The organism is Streptomyces sp. MAI_2237 (assembly GCF_054189285.1).
Genome location: NZ_JAJPGQ010000002.1, coordinates 483909 through 498510, shown reverse-complemented (window position 1 = coordinate 498510; position 14602 = coordinate 483909). Strand labels below are relative to the sequence as shown.

General features: G+C 72.9%; 13 protein-coding genes. 4 read left to right on the top strand and 9 right to left on the bottom strand.

Features of this window, described 5'->3' with window-relative positions:
* Positions 1-50: 50 nt before the first annotated feature.
* Positions 51-977, top strand: a complete 927-nt coding sequence (locus tag LN251_RS07110; protein ID WP_458243633.1) for an oxidoreductase — start codon at positions 51-53, stop codon at positions 975-977.
* Positions 978-989: 12 nt separating this feature from the next.
* On the opposite strand, the gene LN251_RS07105 is transcribed toward LN251_RS07110, so the two are convergent.
* The 5 genes from LN251_RS07105 to LN251_RS07085 form a co-directional block, all read right to left on the bottom strand.
* A complete protein-coding gene (locus LN251_RS07105) occupies positions 990-1757 on the bottom strand; it encodes an SDR family NAD(P)-dependent oxidoreductase (RefSeq protein WP_458243632.1) in 768 nt (255 codons plus the stop codon).
* A gap of 72 nt (positions 1758-1829) precedes the next feature.
* Positions 1830-2414 (bottom strand): TetR/AcrR family transcriptional regulator, encoded by a 585-nt coding sequence (locus LN251_RS07100; protein ID WP_458243631.1) that lies wholly within the window; start codon positions 2412-2414, stop codon positions 1830-1832.
* Positions 2415-2468: 54 nt separating this feature from the next.
* Positions 2469-2819, bottom strand: coding sequence for a nitrite reductase small subunit NirD (gene nirD, locus LN251_RS07095; RefSeq protein WP_249834834.1), 351 nt, complete (start codon positions 2817-2819; stop codon positions 2469-2471).
* Positions 2816-5425, bottom strand: coding sequence for a nitrite reductase large subunit NirB (gene nirB, locus LN251_RS07090; protein ID WP_458243630.1), 2610 nt, complete (start codon positions 5423-5425; stop codon positions 2816-2818). Before nirB ends, nirD begins: the two co-directional genes overlap by 4 nt.
* Positions 5425-6636 carry an NAD(P)/FAD-dependent oxidoreductase gene (locus LN251_RS07085; protein ID WP_458243629.1) on the bottom strand — a complete coding sequence of 404 codons (1212 nt, stop codon included), beginning with the start codon at positions 6634-6636 and terminating at the stop codon, positions 5425-5427. The genes nirB and LN251_RS07085 overlap by 1 nt, the downstream gene beginning before the upstream one ends.
* A gap of 818 nt (positions 6637-7454) precedes the next feature.
* On the opposite strand from LN251_RS07085, the gene cpt reads away from it, so the two are divergent.
* Complete coding sequence (gene cpt / locus LN251_RS07080) at positions 7455-7991, top strand: chloramphenicol phosphotransferase CPT (RefSeq protein ID WP_458243628.1); 537 nt, start codon at positions 7455-7457, stop codon at positions 7989-7991.
* Here cpt and LN251_RS07075 read toward each other — a convergent pair.
* Both LN251_RS07075 and LN251_RS07070 read right to left on the bottom strand, forming a co-directional pair.
* A complete protein-coding gene (locus LN251_RS07075; RefSeq protein ID WP_458243627.1) occupies positions 7972-8613 on the bottom strand; it encodes a class F sortase in 642 nt (213 codons plus the stop codon). The genes cpt and LN251_RS07075 overlap by 20 nt on opposite strands.
* Positions 8614-8746: 133 nt before the next feature.
* A complete protein-coding gene (locus LN251_RS07070) occupies positions 8747-9265 on the bottom strand; it encodes a hypothetical protein (RefSeq protein ID WP_458243626.1) in 519 nt (172 codons plus the stop codon).
* A 281-nt stretch (positions 9266-9546) separates the two neighbouring features.
* Here LN251_RS07070 and LN251_RS07065 point away from each other — a divergent pair, with 281 nt between their 5' ends.
* The gene (locus LN251_RS07065; protein ID WP_458243625.1) at positions 9547-10128 is read left to right on the top strand and encodes an NADPH-dependent FMN reductase; all 582 of its coding nucleotides are present in this window, start codon (positions 9547-9549) and stop codon (positions 10126-10128) included.
* 73 nt (positions 10129-10201) lie between these two features.
* Here LN251_RS07065 and LN251_RS07060 read toward each other — a convergent pair whose 3' ends face one another.
* Positions 10202-11866, bottom strand: a complete 1665-nt coding sequence (locus tag LN251_RS07060; RefSeq protein ID WP_458243624.1) for a M4 family metallopeptidase — start codon at positions 11864-11866, stop codon at positions 10202-10204.
* A gap of 134 nt (positions 11867-12000) precedes the next feature.
* On the opposite strand from LN251_RS07060, the gene LN251_RS07055 reads away from it, so the two are divergent.
* Positions 12001-12435, top strand: coding sequence for a gamma-glutamylcyclotransferase family protein (locus tag LN251_RS07055; protein ID WP_458243623.1), 435 nt, complete (start codon positions 12001-12003; stop codon positions 12433-12435).
* On the opposite strand, the gene LN251_RS07050 is transcribed toward LN251_RS07055, so the two are convergent.
* Positions 12413-14521, bottom strand: a complete 2109-nt coding sequence (locus tag LN251_RS07050; RefSeq protein WP_458243622.1) for a molybdopterin oxidoreductase family protein — start codon at positions 14519-14521, stop codon at positions 12413-12415. The two genes, LN251_RS07055 and LN251_RS07050, sit on opposite strands and share 23 nt — an antisense overlap.
* Between the last annotated feature and the right edge of the window lie 81 nt (positions 14522-14602).

Sequence of the window (14602 nt, the reverse complement as noted above, 5' to 3'; positions counted from 1 at the left end):
GGCTGGGGCGCGGACACGAATCGCTCGCCCACGGTGAAGGGAGTTCCGCCATGCCCGGCTGGAGCGTCGACGACATTCCCGAACTGACCGGGCGGATCGCCGTGGTCACCGGTGCCAACAGCGGCATCGGGTTCGTCGCCGCGCGGGAGCTCGCCCGCAAGGGGGCGCGGGTCGTGCTCGCGTGCCGCAGTGAGGTGCGGGGGAACGCGGCCGTGGACCGGATCGTCGCCGAGGTCCCGGACGCCGTCGCCGAGTGCGCGCGGCTCGACCTCGGAGACCTGGGCTCGGTGCGGGACTTCGCGGACCGCTTCCCGTACGAGCACCTCGACCTGCTCGTCAACAACGCCGGGGTGATGGCGCTGCCGTACGGGACGACGGCGGACGGCTTCGAGACGCAGTTCGGGGTCAACCACCTCGGGCACTTCGCCCTGACCGGCCTGCTGCTGCCCACCCTGCTCGCCACCTCCGGCGCCCGGGTGGTGACGGTCTCCAGCGAGATGCACGCGGTGGCCAACATCGACATCCACGACCTCAACAGCGAGCGCCGCTACCGCCGTTGGGTCGCCTACGGCCGCTCCAAGACCGCCAACCTGCTCTTCACGCACGAGCTGGCGCGGCGGCTGACCGCCCACGGCTCGGACGTGGTGGCCGCCGCCGCGCACCCCGGATACGCCTCGACCAACCTGCAGACCCAAGGCCCCCGCATGGAGGGGCGCCGGCTGGCCGGCCGGCTGGTCGAGCTCGGCAACCGCGTCCTCGCCCAGTCGGCGGACGCCGGCGCCCTGCCCGTCCTGTACGCGGCGACGGCACCCGGTGTGCGTCCGGACTCGTTCACGGGACCGTCGTTCATGATGTGGCGCGGGGCGCCGGCCCCGTCGTGGCGGGCTTCTTGGACCCTCAACGACCAGGCCGGAGCGCTGCTTTGGGATGCCTCGGAGCGGCTGACCGGGGTGTCGTACGACGCGTTGAAGGCGTGAAACGCCGACCGCTCAGAGGGAGCCGCCGCTGTCCACCACCAGGTCCGTGCCCACCACCGAGGCCGCGTCGTCGGAGGCCAGGTACAGGACGGCGGCCGCGATCTCCCCGGTCGCCGAGATGCGGCCCAACGGCAGTGTGGTCGCGGCCCGTCGGGCGCGGTCGGACTCCGTCTCGCCGGGCCGCAGCGACATGGGGGTGTCGGTGGCGCCGGGGCTGACGACGTTGATGCGGACGCCGTCGCCGATGTGGTCCCGGGCCGCGCCCCGGCTCAGTGCCGTCACCGCGGCCTTGGTGGCGGAGTAGGCGGCGGCGCCGGCGGGGCTGGTGTGGACCCCGAAGGTGGAGGAGACGTTGACGATCGCGCCGCCCGAGGGCTGCCCGCGCATCTGCCGCACCTGCGCCCGCAGCGCCAGGAACACACCCGTGACGTTGACGTCGAGCTGTGTCTGCCAGTCCTCCTCGGACAGGTCGGCCAGGGAAGCGCCGCCCCGGAAGACGCCCGCGTTGTTGACGGCCACGTCCAGGGAGCCGAAGGTCTCTACGGCGGCCCGGACCGCGGCGGCCGCCTCCGCGTCGTGGGAGACGTCGGCCCGCACGGCGAGCGCCTTGCCGCCCGACCCCTCGATCAGGGCGACCGTCTCGTCGAGCGGTTCTTGGCGCCGGCCGGCCACGACCACGTGCGCGCCCTCCGCGGCGAACGCGAGCGCGACGGCCCGGCCGATGCCCGACCCCCCGCCCGTGACGAGAGCGGTCCTCCCCGCGAAACGGCCTCTGGTCATGATCTCCCCTTTTCTTGACCGATCGGTTCAATATGAGAGCGAGAAAAACGCCCCTCGGTGAGTAGGGGCGGTTCAGTCCAGCAGCGCCAGCGCCTGCTCCGCCGCGTCCCGTACCCGGGCCGGGTCGCCGGACGCCTTGCCGACCACCCGCAACCCCTGCATCAGCACCAGCAGGGTGCGGGCCAGGGCGAGCGGGTCGCGGCCGGCGGGCAGTTCGCCCTGGGCCTGGGCCCGCAGCAGGGCCGAGTGCAGCACGGTCTCCAGCTGGTCCCAGTTGCGCTCGACCCGCCGGGCGGCGGCCGGGTCGTGCGGGGCGAGTTCGGCCGCCGTGTTGGTGACCAGGCAACCGCTGCGGCGCAGCCGGTCGTCGGCGGCCTCGGCGGCGTAACGCCGTACGACGGCCCGTACGGCGGGCAGGGCCGGACCCGGCCGGGACAGCTCCCGCATGATCGGCGGGAGGCCCGCCCGGTCGTAGCGGTCCAGCGCCTTCAGGTACAGCTCGTGCTTGCTGCCGAAGGTCGCGTAGATGCTGGCGCGGCCGATGTCGAGGTGGTCCACCAGGTCGGACATCGACGTCGCCTCGTAGCCGCGCTGCCAGAACAGCTCCAGCGCCGCCTGCAGCGCGGCCTCAGGATCGAACTCCTTGGTCCTGGCCACGGAACGCAGCCTAGTGAAAAGCAGAACGATCGGTCAAGAAAGCGAGGTGTGGAGCTACGCCGCCCGCACCTCGTACGTGGCGATCCGCACCGACTCGTCGTCCAGGCACTGTCCGCTCACCAGGTCGAACCGCTGCTTCAGCAGGGGCGAGGCGACGAACGGGCGGCCCCGGTGGGTGCCGGTCAGGCCGCGGGAGAGGACGGCCGCGCCGCCGAAGGGGTCGCGGTTGTCCACGGCGTACAGCTCGCCGTTGCGGTCACGGAACAGGGCCGCCTGGCGGCCGTCGGGCAGCAGCGCGGCCACACCCCGGCCGGGGACCAGCTGGGTCAGGTCACAGACCGTCAGCCAGCCCTCCTCCAGCTGCAGTTGGATCTTCAGGTCGGTGGTCTCGGGTGCCAGGGTCATCGCTGGGCGCTTCCTTCCAGGAGGCTGTCGGCGGGGCGCATGCCGATGGACAGCAGCGGCAGGTCGGGCTTGATCTGGTCGCGCTCGGGGACGAAGCCGACGACCGGGTCCGGGGTGTCCGGCGCGTTCACGAAGGACACGAACCGGGCCAGCTTCTCGGGGTCGTTGATGGTGGTGGCCCACTCGTCGGCGTAGTTCGCCACGTGCGCCGCCATCAGGGACTCCAGCTCCTCGCAGATGCCGAGGGAGTCCTCCACCACCACGTCACGGACGTGGTCCAGGCCGCCGGGGATGCGCTCCAGCCAGGTCGAGGTGCGCTCCAGGCGGTCGGCGGTGCGGATGTAGAACATCAGGAACCGGTCGATGAGACGGATCAGTTCGGCGTCGGAGAGGTCCTGGGCGAGCAGGTCCGCGTGGCGCGGGGTGGCGCCGCCGTTGCCGCCGACGTACAGGTTCCAGCCACCCGCGGTGGCGATGACGCCGAAGTCCTTCGACTGGGCCTCCGCGCACTCGCGGGCGCAGCCCGACACCGCGGACTTGAGCTTGTGCGGGGAGCGCAGCCCCCGGTAGCGCAGCTCCAGGTCGATCGCCATACGGACGGAGTCCTGGACGCCGTAGCGGCACCACGTGGAGCCCACGCAGGACTTCACGGTGCGCAGCGCCTTGCCGTAGGCGTGGCCGGACTCGAAGCCGGCGTCCACCAACCGCATCCAGATCAAGGGGAGTTGTTCGACACGGGCGCCGAACATGTCGATCCGCTGGCCACCGGTGATCTTCGTGTAGAGGCCGAAGTCGCGGGCGATCTCGCCGATCACGATGAGGCCCTCGGGGGTGATCTCACCGCCGGGGATGCGCGGCACGACCGAGTACGAGCCGTTCTTCTGCAGGTTGGCCAGGAAGTGGTCGTTGGAGTCCTGCAGGGCCGCCTGCTCGCCGTCCAGGACGTAGGTGCTGGCGCCGATCGTCGGGGCGAGGGAGGCGATGATCGAGCCGACGGCCGGCTTGCAGACCTCGCAGCCCTCGCCGCCCCGGGCGCCGTCGCGGCCGTAGCGGTCGAGCAGGTCCTGGTGGGTGTTGATGCGCAGGGCGAGGACGATCTCGTACAGCTCCTCGCGGGTCTGGGAGAAGCAGCCGCACAGGCCCTTGTCGACCTCGACGCCCGACGCCTCCAGCTCGGCGTCGACGAGCTGGCCCAGCACCTTGACGCAACTGCCGCACGTCGTACCGGCCTTGGTGCACTTCTTCACCTCGGGCACGGTGGTGCACCGGTGCTCGGTGACCGCGCCGCGGATCGTGCCCTTGGTGACGTTGTTGCAGGAGCAGATGATCGCGTCGTCCGGCAGCGCGGTCGGGCCGAGCTGCACGGACTCGCCGGCGCCGGCGGGCAGCACCAGCGACTCGGGGCTGACCGGCGGGACGGAACCGGTGAACGCCTTCAGCGTGCCGTACGCCTCCGCGTCGCCGACCAGGATGCCGCCGAGCAGCGTGCCGTCGCGGCCGATGACCAGCTTCTTGTACAGGCCGGCGCGGGAGTCGGAGTAGACGACGTCCAGGCAGTCGGCGGTGGCGCCGTGGGCGTCGCCGAAGGAGGCCACGTCGACGCCGAGCAGCTTCAGCTTCGTCGACAGGTCGGCGCCGGTGAAGGACGCCTCGTCCTCGGCGATCGTCGCGGCGGCCGTCTCGGCCTGCTCGTAGCCGGGGGCGACCAGGCCGTACACCCGGCCGTCGCAGGCCAGCGCGCACTCGCCGATCGCGAAGACGCGCGGGTCGGAGACGGTACGGCACTGGGCGTCGACGGCGATGCCGCCGCGCTCGCCGACGGTCAGGCCGCAGTCGCGGGCCAGCTGGTCGCGGGGGCGGACACCGGCGCTGAACACCACCATGTCCGTGGCGAGTTCGGAACCGTCGGACAGCTTCATGCCGGTGACCGCGCCGTCCTCACCGACCACGATCTCCTGCGTGCCGACGCCCGTGTGGACGCTCAGGCCCATCTCCTCGATGGTGCGCAGCAGGGCCGCGCCGCCGCCGTCGTCGACCTGGACGGGCATCAGCCGCGGCGCGAACTCCACGATGTGGGAGGTCAGTCCGAGGCCCTTCAGGGCGCCGGCCGCCTCCAGTCCCAGCAGGCCACCGCCGACCACCGCGCCGGTCGTGGCCTTCGACCTCGCGTACTCCTCGATGGCGAGCAGGTCCTCGATCGTGCGGTAGACGAAGCAGCCCTCGGCGTCCTTGTTCGGCACCGGCGGCACGAACGGGTAGGAGCCGGTGGCCAGCACGAGGGTGTCGTACGCGAAGACCTTGCCGGACCGGGCGGTGACCTTCCGCGCCTCGCGGTCGACGGTCTCGGCCGGGTCGCCGACGTGCAGCTCGATGCCGTGGTCGGCGATGAACTCCAGGTCGGTCATGGAGAGTTCCTCGGGTGTCCGGCCCGAGAAGTACGAGGTGAGGGCGACGCGGTCGTAGGCGGGACGCGGCTCCTCGCACAGCACGACCACGCGGTGCGTGGCGGTCAGGCCGCGGGCGGCGAGCGCTTCGAGGAAGCGCTGGCCGACCATGCCGTGGCCGACGAGCACGATCGTGGGGGTGGCCTCCAGGGCGGCGGTCATCAGGAGCCTCCATCATTGGTGAGCAGGTGGAGCAGGGGGCCGTCGTCGGGGAGCGGCTCTGCTCCCTCCCAGGCGCGGGCGAGCGCGCCGACGGTGCCGAGTTCGCCGACGAGGACCCCGCCGACCAGGCGGTCGTCGCGGACGACGACCTTGCGGTAGGTGCCGCGGGTGGCGTCCGTGAGCTGGACGACGTCGTCCCCGGGACGCGGCTCCGTCTCGCCGAACGCGGCGAGGTCGAAGAAGCCCTCACCGGCCAGCGTCAGCCGGGTGAGTGAACGGGTGCCGGTGTAGCGGGCGTCGGCGCGGCCTGCGAGCAACTCGGCCAGCACCTCGGCCTGTTCGAGCGCCGGGGTGGCGAGCCCGTACACCGTCCCGTCGTGCTGGGCGCAGTCGCCGATCGCCCGGACGCTCTGGTCCGAGGTGCGCAGTTCGTCGTCGACGAGGACGCCCTTGCGGACCTCCAGCCCGGCGGTCTGCGCGAGGCCGACGCGCGGGTGCACCCCGCAGGCCAGGACGACGAGGTCGGCGTCGAGCGCGTACCCGTCGTGCATCTCGACCGAGCGGACCGCACCGCCGACGCAGCGCACGTCCCGCACCCGGCACTCGGTGTGGACCTCGACGCCGAGGTCGGTCAGGTGCCGGCGGACCAGTTTCGAGGCGGCCGGGTCGAGCTGGCGCTCCATCAGCCGCTCGGACTGCTGGGCGAGGACGACCTGCGCGCCGCGCAAAGCGAGCGCGCGGGCCGCGGACACCCCGAGGAGCCCGCCGCCGATGACGACCGCCCGCACGCCGGGCCGTACGGCCTTCGACAGGCCCAGGCAGTCGTCCATCGTGCGGAACGCGTGCACGCCCTCGGGCAGCACGTGATCAGGCGTGAACAGACCGCGCAGCGGCGGCAGCACCGGGTTGGAGCCGGTGGCCAGGACCAGGGTGTCGTATGCGATCTCCGAGCCGTCCGCGAGGTGTACGGCTCGCACCTCGCGGTCGATGCCCGTGACCCGGCCGCGGATCAGCTCCGCGGGCGCGGGCAGCGCGATGACGTCCGGGCTGTAGCGCCCGGCCAGCACCTCGGCGAGCAGCACCCGGTTGTACGGGCGATGCTCCTCCTCGCCGATCAGCGTCACGGGCGTGCCGAGCTCACCGAGCCGCCGGGCGAGCCGGACGCCCGCGAGCCCGGCGCCGATCACCACCACACGCGTATTCGAGGTCATGTCCAGGAGCCTGCGGTGCCGGTGTTACCCGACCGCATCACGTCTGTTTCCCGCGAGGAACGCTGCCCTCAGCTACGGCGCGGGGTGCGTGTGAGGGTTCGGCGCACCCGCCGGGGACGCGCTGTGAGATCGGCCCCGCGCCCGGCGAAAATCGACCCTGTGCCCGGCGAAGATCGGGGCCTGTGCCCTGGCGAAGGTCGGGCCTGTGCCCGGCGAAGATCGGGGCCTGTGTCCTGGCGAAGGTCGGGCCTGTGCCCGGCGAAGATCGGGGCCTGTGTCCTGGCGGAGGTCGGGCCTGTGCCTGGCGAAGATCGGGGCCTGTGTCCTGGCGGGGGTCGGGCCTGTGCCCGGCGAAGATCGGGACCGCGCCCGGCGGAGGTCGGCGCCGCGCCCCGCGCATACCGGGACCCGTGTCCTGGCGGGGGTCGGGCCTGTGCCCGGCGAAGATCGGGGCCGCGCCCGGCGGAGGTCGGCGCCGCGCCCCGCGCATACCGGGGCCTGTGCCCTGGCGGGGGTCGGTCCTGTGCCCGGCGAAGATCGGGACCGCGCCCGGCGGAGGTCGGCGCCGCGCCCCGCGCATACCGGGGCCTGTGCCCTGGCGGGGGTCGGCCCTGTGCCCGGCGAAGATCGGGCCCGCGCCCGGCGGAGGTCGGCCCCGCGCCCCGCGCATACCGGGACCCGTGCCTCGCGGAGATCGGCCCTGTGCCCGGCGCATACCGGGGCCCGCGCCCGGCGGAGATCGGCCCTGTGCCCCGCGCCTACCGGGCCCCGCGAATATCGCCTACGGCAAGCCGGCGCCCCCGCGGTACGGTCGCGGCATGGCGACTGAGGTGATCGTGTTGAACGGCGGCTCCAGTTCCGGCAAGTCCGGGATCGTGCGGTGCCTGCAGGCGCTGCTGCCCGAGCCGTGGCTGGCGTTCGGGATCGACGGCCTCGTGGAGGCGATGCCGGCCTCCCTGCAGGCCGCGCTCGTCTCGCCGGACGGATCGGTGCAGGTGGGCCCGGAGTTCGGCAGGCTGGAGGCCGCCTGGCGGCGCGGCGTGGCGGCGACGGCGCGGGCGGGCGCCCGGGTGATCGTCGACGACGTCTTCCTCGGCGGCGCGGCGTCCCAGGACCGCTGGCGTGAGCCGCTGGCCGGCCTCGACGTGCTGTGGGTCGGTGTGCGCTGCGAGACGGCGGTGGCCGCGGGCCGGGAGATCGTCCGCGGCGACCGGGCGCCCGGCATGGCCGAGAAGCAGGCGGAGGCCGTCCACCAGGGGGTGGTCTACGACCTCGAGGTGGACACCACCCACACCGAGGCCCTGGACTGCGCGCGGACCGTCGTGGCGGCCGTGGTCAGCGGTGACCGCCCGTGAGGTGCGCGAAGACGACCACGTTGCCCTGGTAGCCGGTCGACCGCGAGTAGCCGCCGCCGCAGGTGATCACTCGCAGCTCGGGCCGGTCCGCGGCGCCGTAGACCTTCTGGTCGGGGAAGTCGCTCGCCTTGTACACCTCGACCGCGTCCACGGTGAACCGGGCGACGCTGCCGTCGCGCCGGGCGATGTCGATCGCGCTGCCCTTCTTCACGGCACCGAGGTCGTAGAAGACGGCGGGTCCGTCGGCGTTGTCGACATGGCCGGCCACGACCGCCGTGCCCCGCTCGCCGGGGGCGGTGCCGGCCTCGTACCAGCCGGCGAGGTTCTTCTTCCCGGCGGGCGGCACGTCCAGGCTGCCGGACCGGGTGAGGCCCAGGCCCATGAGCGGGGCGTCCACGCGGATCGACGGGATGCGGATGCGTTCCGGCGGGGAGGCCGGCAGCGCGGGCGCCGGCGCGGGCGCGGACCCGGGGTCGGCGGGCCGGCCCGAGCGGGCCTCGGCCGCCGAGGGCTGCGGCGGGGCGTGCGTCTGCTCACCGCTCTCGAGCAGCCAGGCGCCCGTGCACAGGGAGACGACGGTCACGGACGCTATGGCGACATTGCTGAAGCTGAACCTGCGCACTCGAGCCTCCTGCCTCGGAGCGGGCGGACCCTGTCACGGTGGGAACCCCGGTCCCCCTCCGGGCCGCGAGGGGCGTCGGACCCGGAGGGGGAGGGACATGCGGTACCGGCGGACGGACAGCGGAGGGTGTCCGTCAGATCCCGCCGCCTCTCGCCCGGCGATGCAGGAGCCAGGTACCGCCCGCGGCGGCGACGGCGAGAGCCGCCACGCCGGCCGCGGTCTGCACGGGGTCGGGGCCCATCACGCCACCGACCCCCGTCTTGACACTTCCTCGGGGCTGCACCTGGCCCCGCGCCGGCGACAGCGTCACCACCAGGTCGCCGGAGACCTCGTGACCGCCCTCGGCGCACTTCGCGACGATCTCGTACGTCCCCGGCTGCGCGCTCGGCGGCACCCGGAACTGCCCGATCGCGTCGTCCTCGTGCGTGCTGGGCGCGAGCGTGAACGCGCCGGCGCCCACGGCCCCGGCGTCGCCCTCCGCCGTACCGCCCTCGCACGCCGAGGTGTTCACGGTGACCTGCCCGCCGGGCTCGGCCGAGGACGGATACACCTCCAGGCTGCCCTCGTCGTCGGCGTACGCGGGCGCCGCGACGAGCCCCGCGGCCGCGACGGCGAGCGCGGCGGCGGACAGCAGACGGGCGGTACGGCGCATCGGTGCTCCTCCGAGCTCTTGCTGGTGTCCTCTGCCCTTCCGAGGTAAGTGGCAGCGGAGCGAGCGCGCTTCCTGAAGGAGCGTCAGAAATGGGGTGAATGGGTGTCAGACCTGTGCGACCAGGATCTCTCCGCGGGCGGTTTCAGCAGGTCAACGGCGTTATGAGGGCGATCGGCGGAAGAGCACCCGAAGGGCGCAGAGCGCGCGTGTGAACGGGTGATCCGGCGTCGGCGGGGCCCGGGCTTGACCTCAACCGGACTTGAGGGACGACGCTGATCCGCATGCAGACACCCGATGCCCCTCTCCAGGTCACCGTCGTCCTCGGCAGCAACCGCCACGGCCGTTTCGGCCCGGTCGTCGCCGACTGGCTCCTGAGCCGCCTGCACGACCGTGAGGACCTGATCACGCAGGTCGTGGACGTGGCCGACGCCGAGCTCCCCACGACCTTCGCCCGGACCCCGGAGACGGCCGCCGCCCTGTCCTCGGTCACCCCGAAACTGGCGGCGGCGGACGCCTTCGTCGTCCTCACCCCCGAGTACAACCACTCCTATCCCGCGGCCCTGAAGAACCTCATCGACTGGCACTACACGGAATGGCAGGCCAAGCCGGTCGCCCTGGTCTCCTACGGCGGTGTCTCCGGCGGCCTGCGCGCCGTGGAACACCTGCGCCAGGTCTTCGCCGAACTGCACGCCGTGACGGTGCGGGACACCGTCTCCTTCCACAACGCGGGCGGCGCCTTCGAGGACGGCCGTCCGAAGGACCCGACGGGTCCGGACGCGGCGGCGAAGACCATGCTGGACCAACTGGTGTGGTGGGCACGCGGGTTGAGGGAGGCGCGGGAGCGCCGGCCGTACGGGGGATGACCGGCGGCCCGGGGAAAGGGGACGGCCGCTCCGGTCGGCACCGGAGCGGCCGCGGTCCGCGGTCGGCGCGGGGTCAGTTCACGTTCACGGCGCTCCAGGCCGCCGCCACCGCGTTGTACTCCGCACTCCCGGCCCCGTACAGGTCCTTGGCCGCGTTGAGGGTCGCCGTCCGGGCGCCCGCGTAGTTCGTCGACGAGGTCATGTAGACCGTCAGCGCCCGGTACCAGATCCGGCCCAGCTTGTCCCGTCCGATCCCGGTGACCGTGGAGCCGTTGGAGGTGGGCGAGTTGTAGCTGACGCCGTTGATCGTCTTCGCGCCGCTGCCCTCCGCGAGCAGGTACGCGAAGTGGTTGGCGACCCCGGAGGAGTAGTGGACGTCGAGGTTGCCGACCGAACTGCTCCAGTAGTCGGCCGAGTTGCCGTCCTTCGAGGGCTTGTCCATGTACCGCAGCGCCTCGCGTCCGAAGCCGGACTTCACGATCTTCTCGCCGATGAGGTAGTCCCCGGGGTCGGAGGAGTTGTTCGCGTACCACTCCACCAGCGTGCCGAGGATGTCGGAGGTCGCCTCGTTCAGGCCGCCGGACTCGCCCGAGTACGTCAGGGCGGCGGTCTTGGAGGTGACGCCGTGGGTCATCTCGTGGCCGGCGACGTCGAGCGACACCAGCGGGCCGAACGTCGTGCCGTCACCGTCGCCGTAGGTCATGCAGAAGCAACTGTCGTCCCAGAAGGCGTTGTTGTACGCGTTGCCGTAGTGGACGCGGTTGTAGGAGCCCTTGCCGTCGCCGCCGATGCCGTTGCGGCCGAAGGTGTTCTTGTAGAAGTCCCAGGTGACGTCCGTGCCGTACTGGGCGTCGACAGCGGCGCTCGAACGGTCCGAAGTCGCTCCGGTGCCCCAGTGGTTGTCGGTGTCGGTGAACACCGTCGAGGGGGCGCGGCTGATGCAGATGCTCGTCAGGAAGCACAGGTCGGTCTTGTTCGCCGCGTCGCCCGTGTACGTGTTGCCGCGGGTGGGGTCCTTGAGCTGGTACGTCGATCCCGACAGGGTCGTCTCCAGCGGGACCGTGCCGCTGTAGAGCGACTTGCCGTCGCCCGTCGCGGTCTCGATGTCGTCCCAGGCGTCGATCTGCCGGCCGGTCTTCGCGTCCGTGAGCACCGTGCGGGCGACCGGGTTGCCCAGGGAGTCCTTGGCCGCCACCTGGGTGCGCCAGGCCAGCCTGGGGGTGCCGTGCAGGGCGTCGACGACCAGGTGGGGCTTGGCCGTCAGCTGCTTCAGGGTCTCGCCGAGGTTCACGGCGCGCAGGGCGTTCGCCGCGAGGTCGGCGGCCTTGGGCGCCGATATGGAGGGCACGATCGAGGCCAGGGATATCTCGCTCCGGGTCGCCCGGTTCGCGCCGCGGTACTTTCCGTCCGGCGCCAGGTGGACCACGAAGTCGCCGCCCAGGACGGGGAGTTGGCGGTAGGTGCGGTCATAGCGGACGTGCTGCGTGCCGTCCGCGTCGACGATCACGTCCCGCACGGACGTGCCCTCGGCGGACGTCAGGCCCAGGCTCGCGGCGTGGGCGAGAAGGGCCGAGGCCGCGTTCTCGATGGCGCCGGCCCTGGTCGGTCTGCCGGCGGCGACGGCGCCGGGGGAGAGCGCGGAGGCCAGCAGGGCGGCGGTGGTGGCGGCCACCGCGGTGGCGGCGGCGAGACGACGGGACCTGCGTGCGGTGGTGGGGTGCAGCCGGATCCGACTCATCGATCTCCTCGGTAGGGCGCCGGGAGGGCGCGTGGGGGTGGGTCGGCGCTGTGTTGACCAAGATTTAAGGGGTCATGACAGGCAGCCGTAAAGAGTGCGTGTGAGGAGGTGTGTGTGGAGAGAGAATCGTTTTTGTGAGCCCCCAGCTGCCCTTCTTCGTCTACGGCACCCTCCGCCCCGGCGAGGTCAACCACGACCTCTTCCTGCGCGGCCGCACCCGCGCCGAGGAACCGGGGCGGCTGACCGGTTCGGTGCTGTACGCCGGACCCGGCTACCCGTACGCCGTGGAGGCGCCCGGCGCCGGCGAGGTGTGCGGCGAGCTGGTGACCGCGATGCCCGAGCGGTACGCGGAGTTGCTCGTCGCCCTGGACCGGCTGGAGGAGTACGCGCCCGGCGACCCCCGCAACCTCTACGAGCGCGTCGAGCGCGCGGTGCGACGCGACGCCGACGGCGTCCTCGTCCGCGCCTGGGTGTACGTCGCCGCCCCCGCGGTCGCCGCCCGTCTGCGTACCCGCGGGCGGCCCATCGAGGGCGGGGACTGGCTGCTCAGGAGTTCCCCGGGGCGGTGACCGGCTCGAGCCGCACCGCGCACGCCTTGAACTCCGGCATCCGCGAGGTCGGGTCCAGCGCCGGGTTGGTCAGGGTGTTGGCGCGCCCCTCGCCCGGCCAGTGGAAGGGCATGAAGACCGTGTCGGGCCGGATCGCGGTCGTGATGCGGGCCGGGGCGACCGCCCGCCCGCGCCGCGACACCACCGCCACGGGATCGCCCTCCGCCGCCCCGAGCCGCGCCGCCAGCCGCGGGTGCAGCTCCACGAACGGGCCCGGCGCGGCGGCGTTCAGCTCGTCGACGCGGCGGGTCTGGGCGCCGGACTGGTACTGGGCGACGACCCGGCCGGTCGTCAGCAGGACCGGGTACTCGGCGTCGGGTTCCTCGGCGGTCGCCCGGTGCGAGACGGGCACGAACCGGGCCCGGCCGTCCGGGGTGGCGAACCGGTCGAGGAAGAGCCGGGGGGTGCCCGGGTGGGCCTCCTCGGGCTCCTGCTGCAGGAGTTGGGGGCACGGCCAGAACACCCCGTTCTCCTCCGCGAGCCTGCGGTACGTGATCCCGGAGTAGTCGGCGAGTCCGCCCGCGCTCGCCCGGCGCAACTCCTCGAAGACCTCCTCCGGATCGGTCGGGAAGCCCTTCTCCACGCCCAGCCGGTCGGCGAGTTCGCGCAGGACCTCCAGATCGCTGCGGACGCCGTCGGGCGGCGTGATCGCCCGCCGCCGCAGCAGCACCCGGCCCTCCAGATTGGTCGTCGTGCCCGTCTCCTCCGCCCACTGCGTCACCGGCAGCACCACGTCCGCGAGCGCCGCCGTCTCCGACAGCACCACGTCGCACACGGCCAGGAAGTCGAGGGACTTCAGGCGCTCCTCCACGTGCGCGGCGTGCGGCGCCGACACCACCGGGTTGGAACCCATCAGCAGCAGCGACCTGATGTCCGTCCCCAGCGCGTCCAGCAGCTCGTACGCGCTGCGTCCCGGGCCCGGCAGGCTGTCCGGGTCCACGCCCCACACCTCGGCGACGTGCCGCCGTGCCGCCGGGTCGTCCAGCTTGCGGTAGCCGGGCAACTGGTCGGCCTTCTGGCCGTGTTCGCGCCCGCCCTGTCCGTTGCCCTGCCCGGTCAGACAGCCGTAGCCGCTCAGCGGCCGTCCCGCCCGGCCGGTCGCCAGGCACAGGTTGATCCACGCGCCCACGGTGTCCGTGCCCTTGGACTGCTGCTCGGGCCCGCGCGCCGTCAGCACCATCGCGTGCTCGGGCTCGCAGAACAGCCGCACCGCCTCTCGGAGTTGCGGAACGGGCACCCCCGTGATCCGCTCCACGTACTCCGGCCAGTGCGCCATCGCCGCGGCCCGCGCGTCCTCCCAGCCGGCGGTGCGCCCGGCCACGTACTCCTCGTCGACCCGTCCCTCGGCGACCACCAGGTGCAGCAGGCCCAGGGCGAGCGCGAGGTCGGTTCCGGGCCGCGGGGCCAGGTGCAGGTCGGCCTGCTCGGCGGTGCGGGTGCGCCGCGGGTCGACGACGATCAGCGTGCCGCCGTTCTCCTTGAGCTCGGTGAAGAACCTCAGCGACGGCGGCATGGTCTCGGCGAGGTTGGACCCCACCAGGATCACGCAGCCTGTCCTCGGGATGTCCTCGAGCGGGAACGGCAGCCCCCGGTCGAGCCCGAACGCCTTCATGCCGGCCGCCGCGGCCGACGACATGCAAAAACGCCCGTTGTAGTCGATCTGCGAGGTGCCGAGCACCACCCGCGCGAACTTGCCGAGCGTGTACGCCTTCTCGTTGGTCAGGCCACCCCCGCCGAACACGCCGACCGCGTCCGGCCCGTGCTCCGCGCGCGTCCGCCGCAGCCGGCCGGCGATCCGGTCCAGTGCCTCGTCCCAGGTGGCGGGCACCAGCGTGCCCTTCTCGGAGCGCACCAACGGGGAGGTCAGGCGCACCCGGGACGAGAGCACGGCCGGCGCGGTACGGCCCTTGCCGCACAGCGCGCCCCGGTTCACCGGGAAGTCCGTGCGCTCGCTCACCTCGACCGTGCCGTCCGCGGCGGGCGTCAGGTTCATCCCGCACTGCAGGGCGCAGTACGGGCAGTGCGTGGGCGTCACGGTGTTCTGCATACCGGCCAGCGTGCGTCGGCCGTGTTACGCGCGGCGCGGCCCCTTGTTACGCGGACGGGACGACCGCCTCCCCCTGCCGCG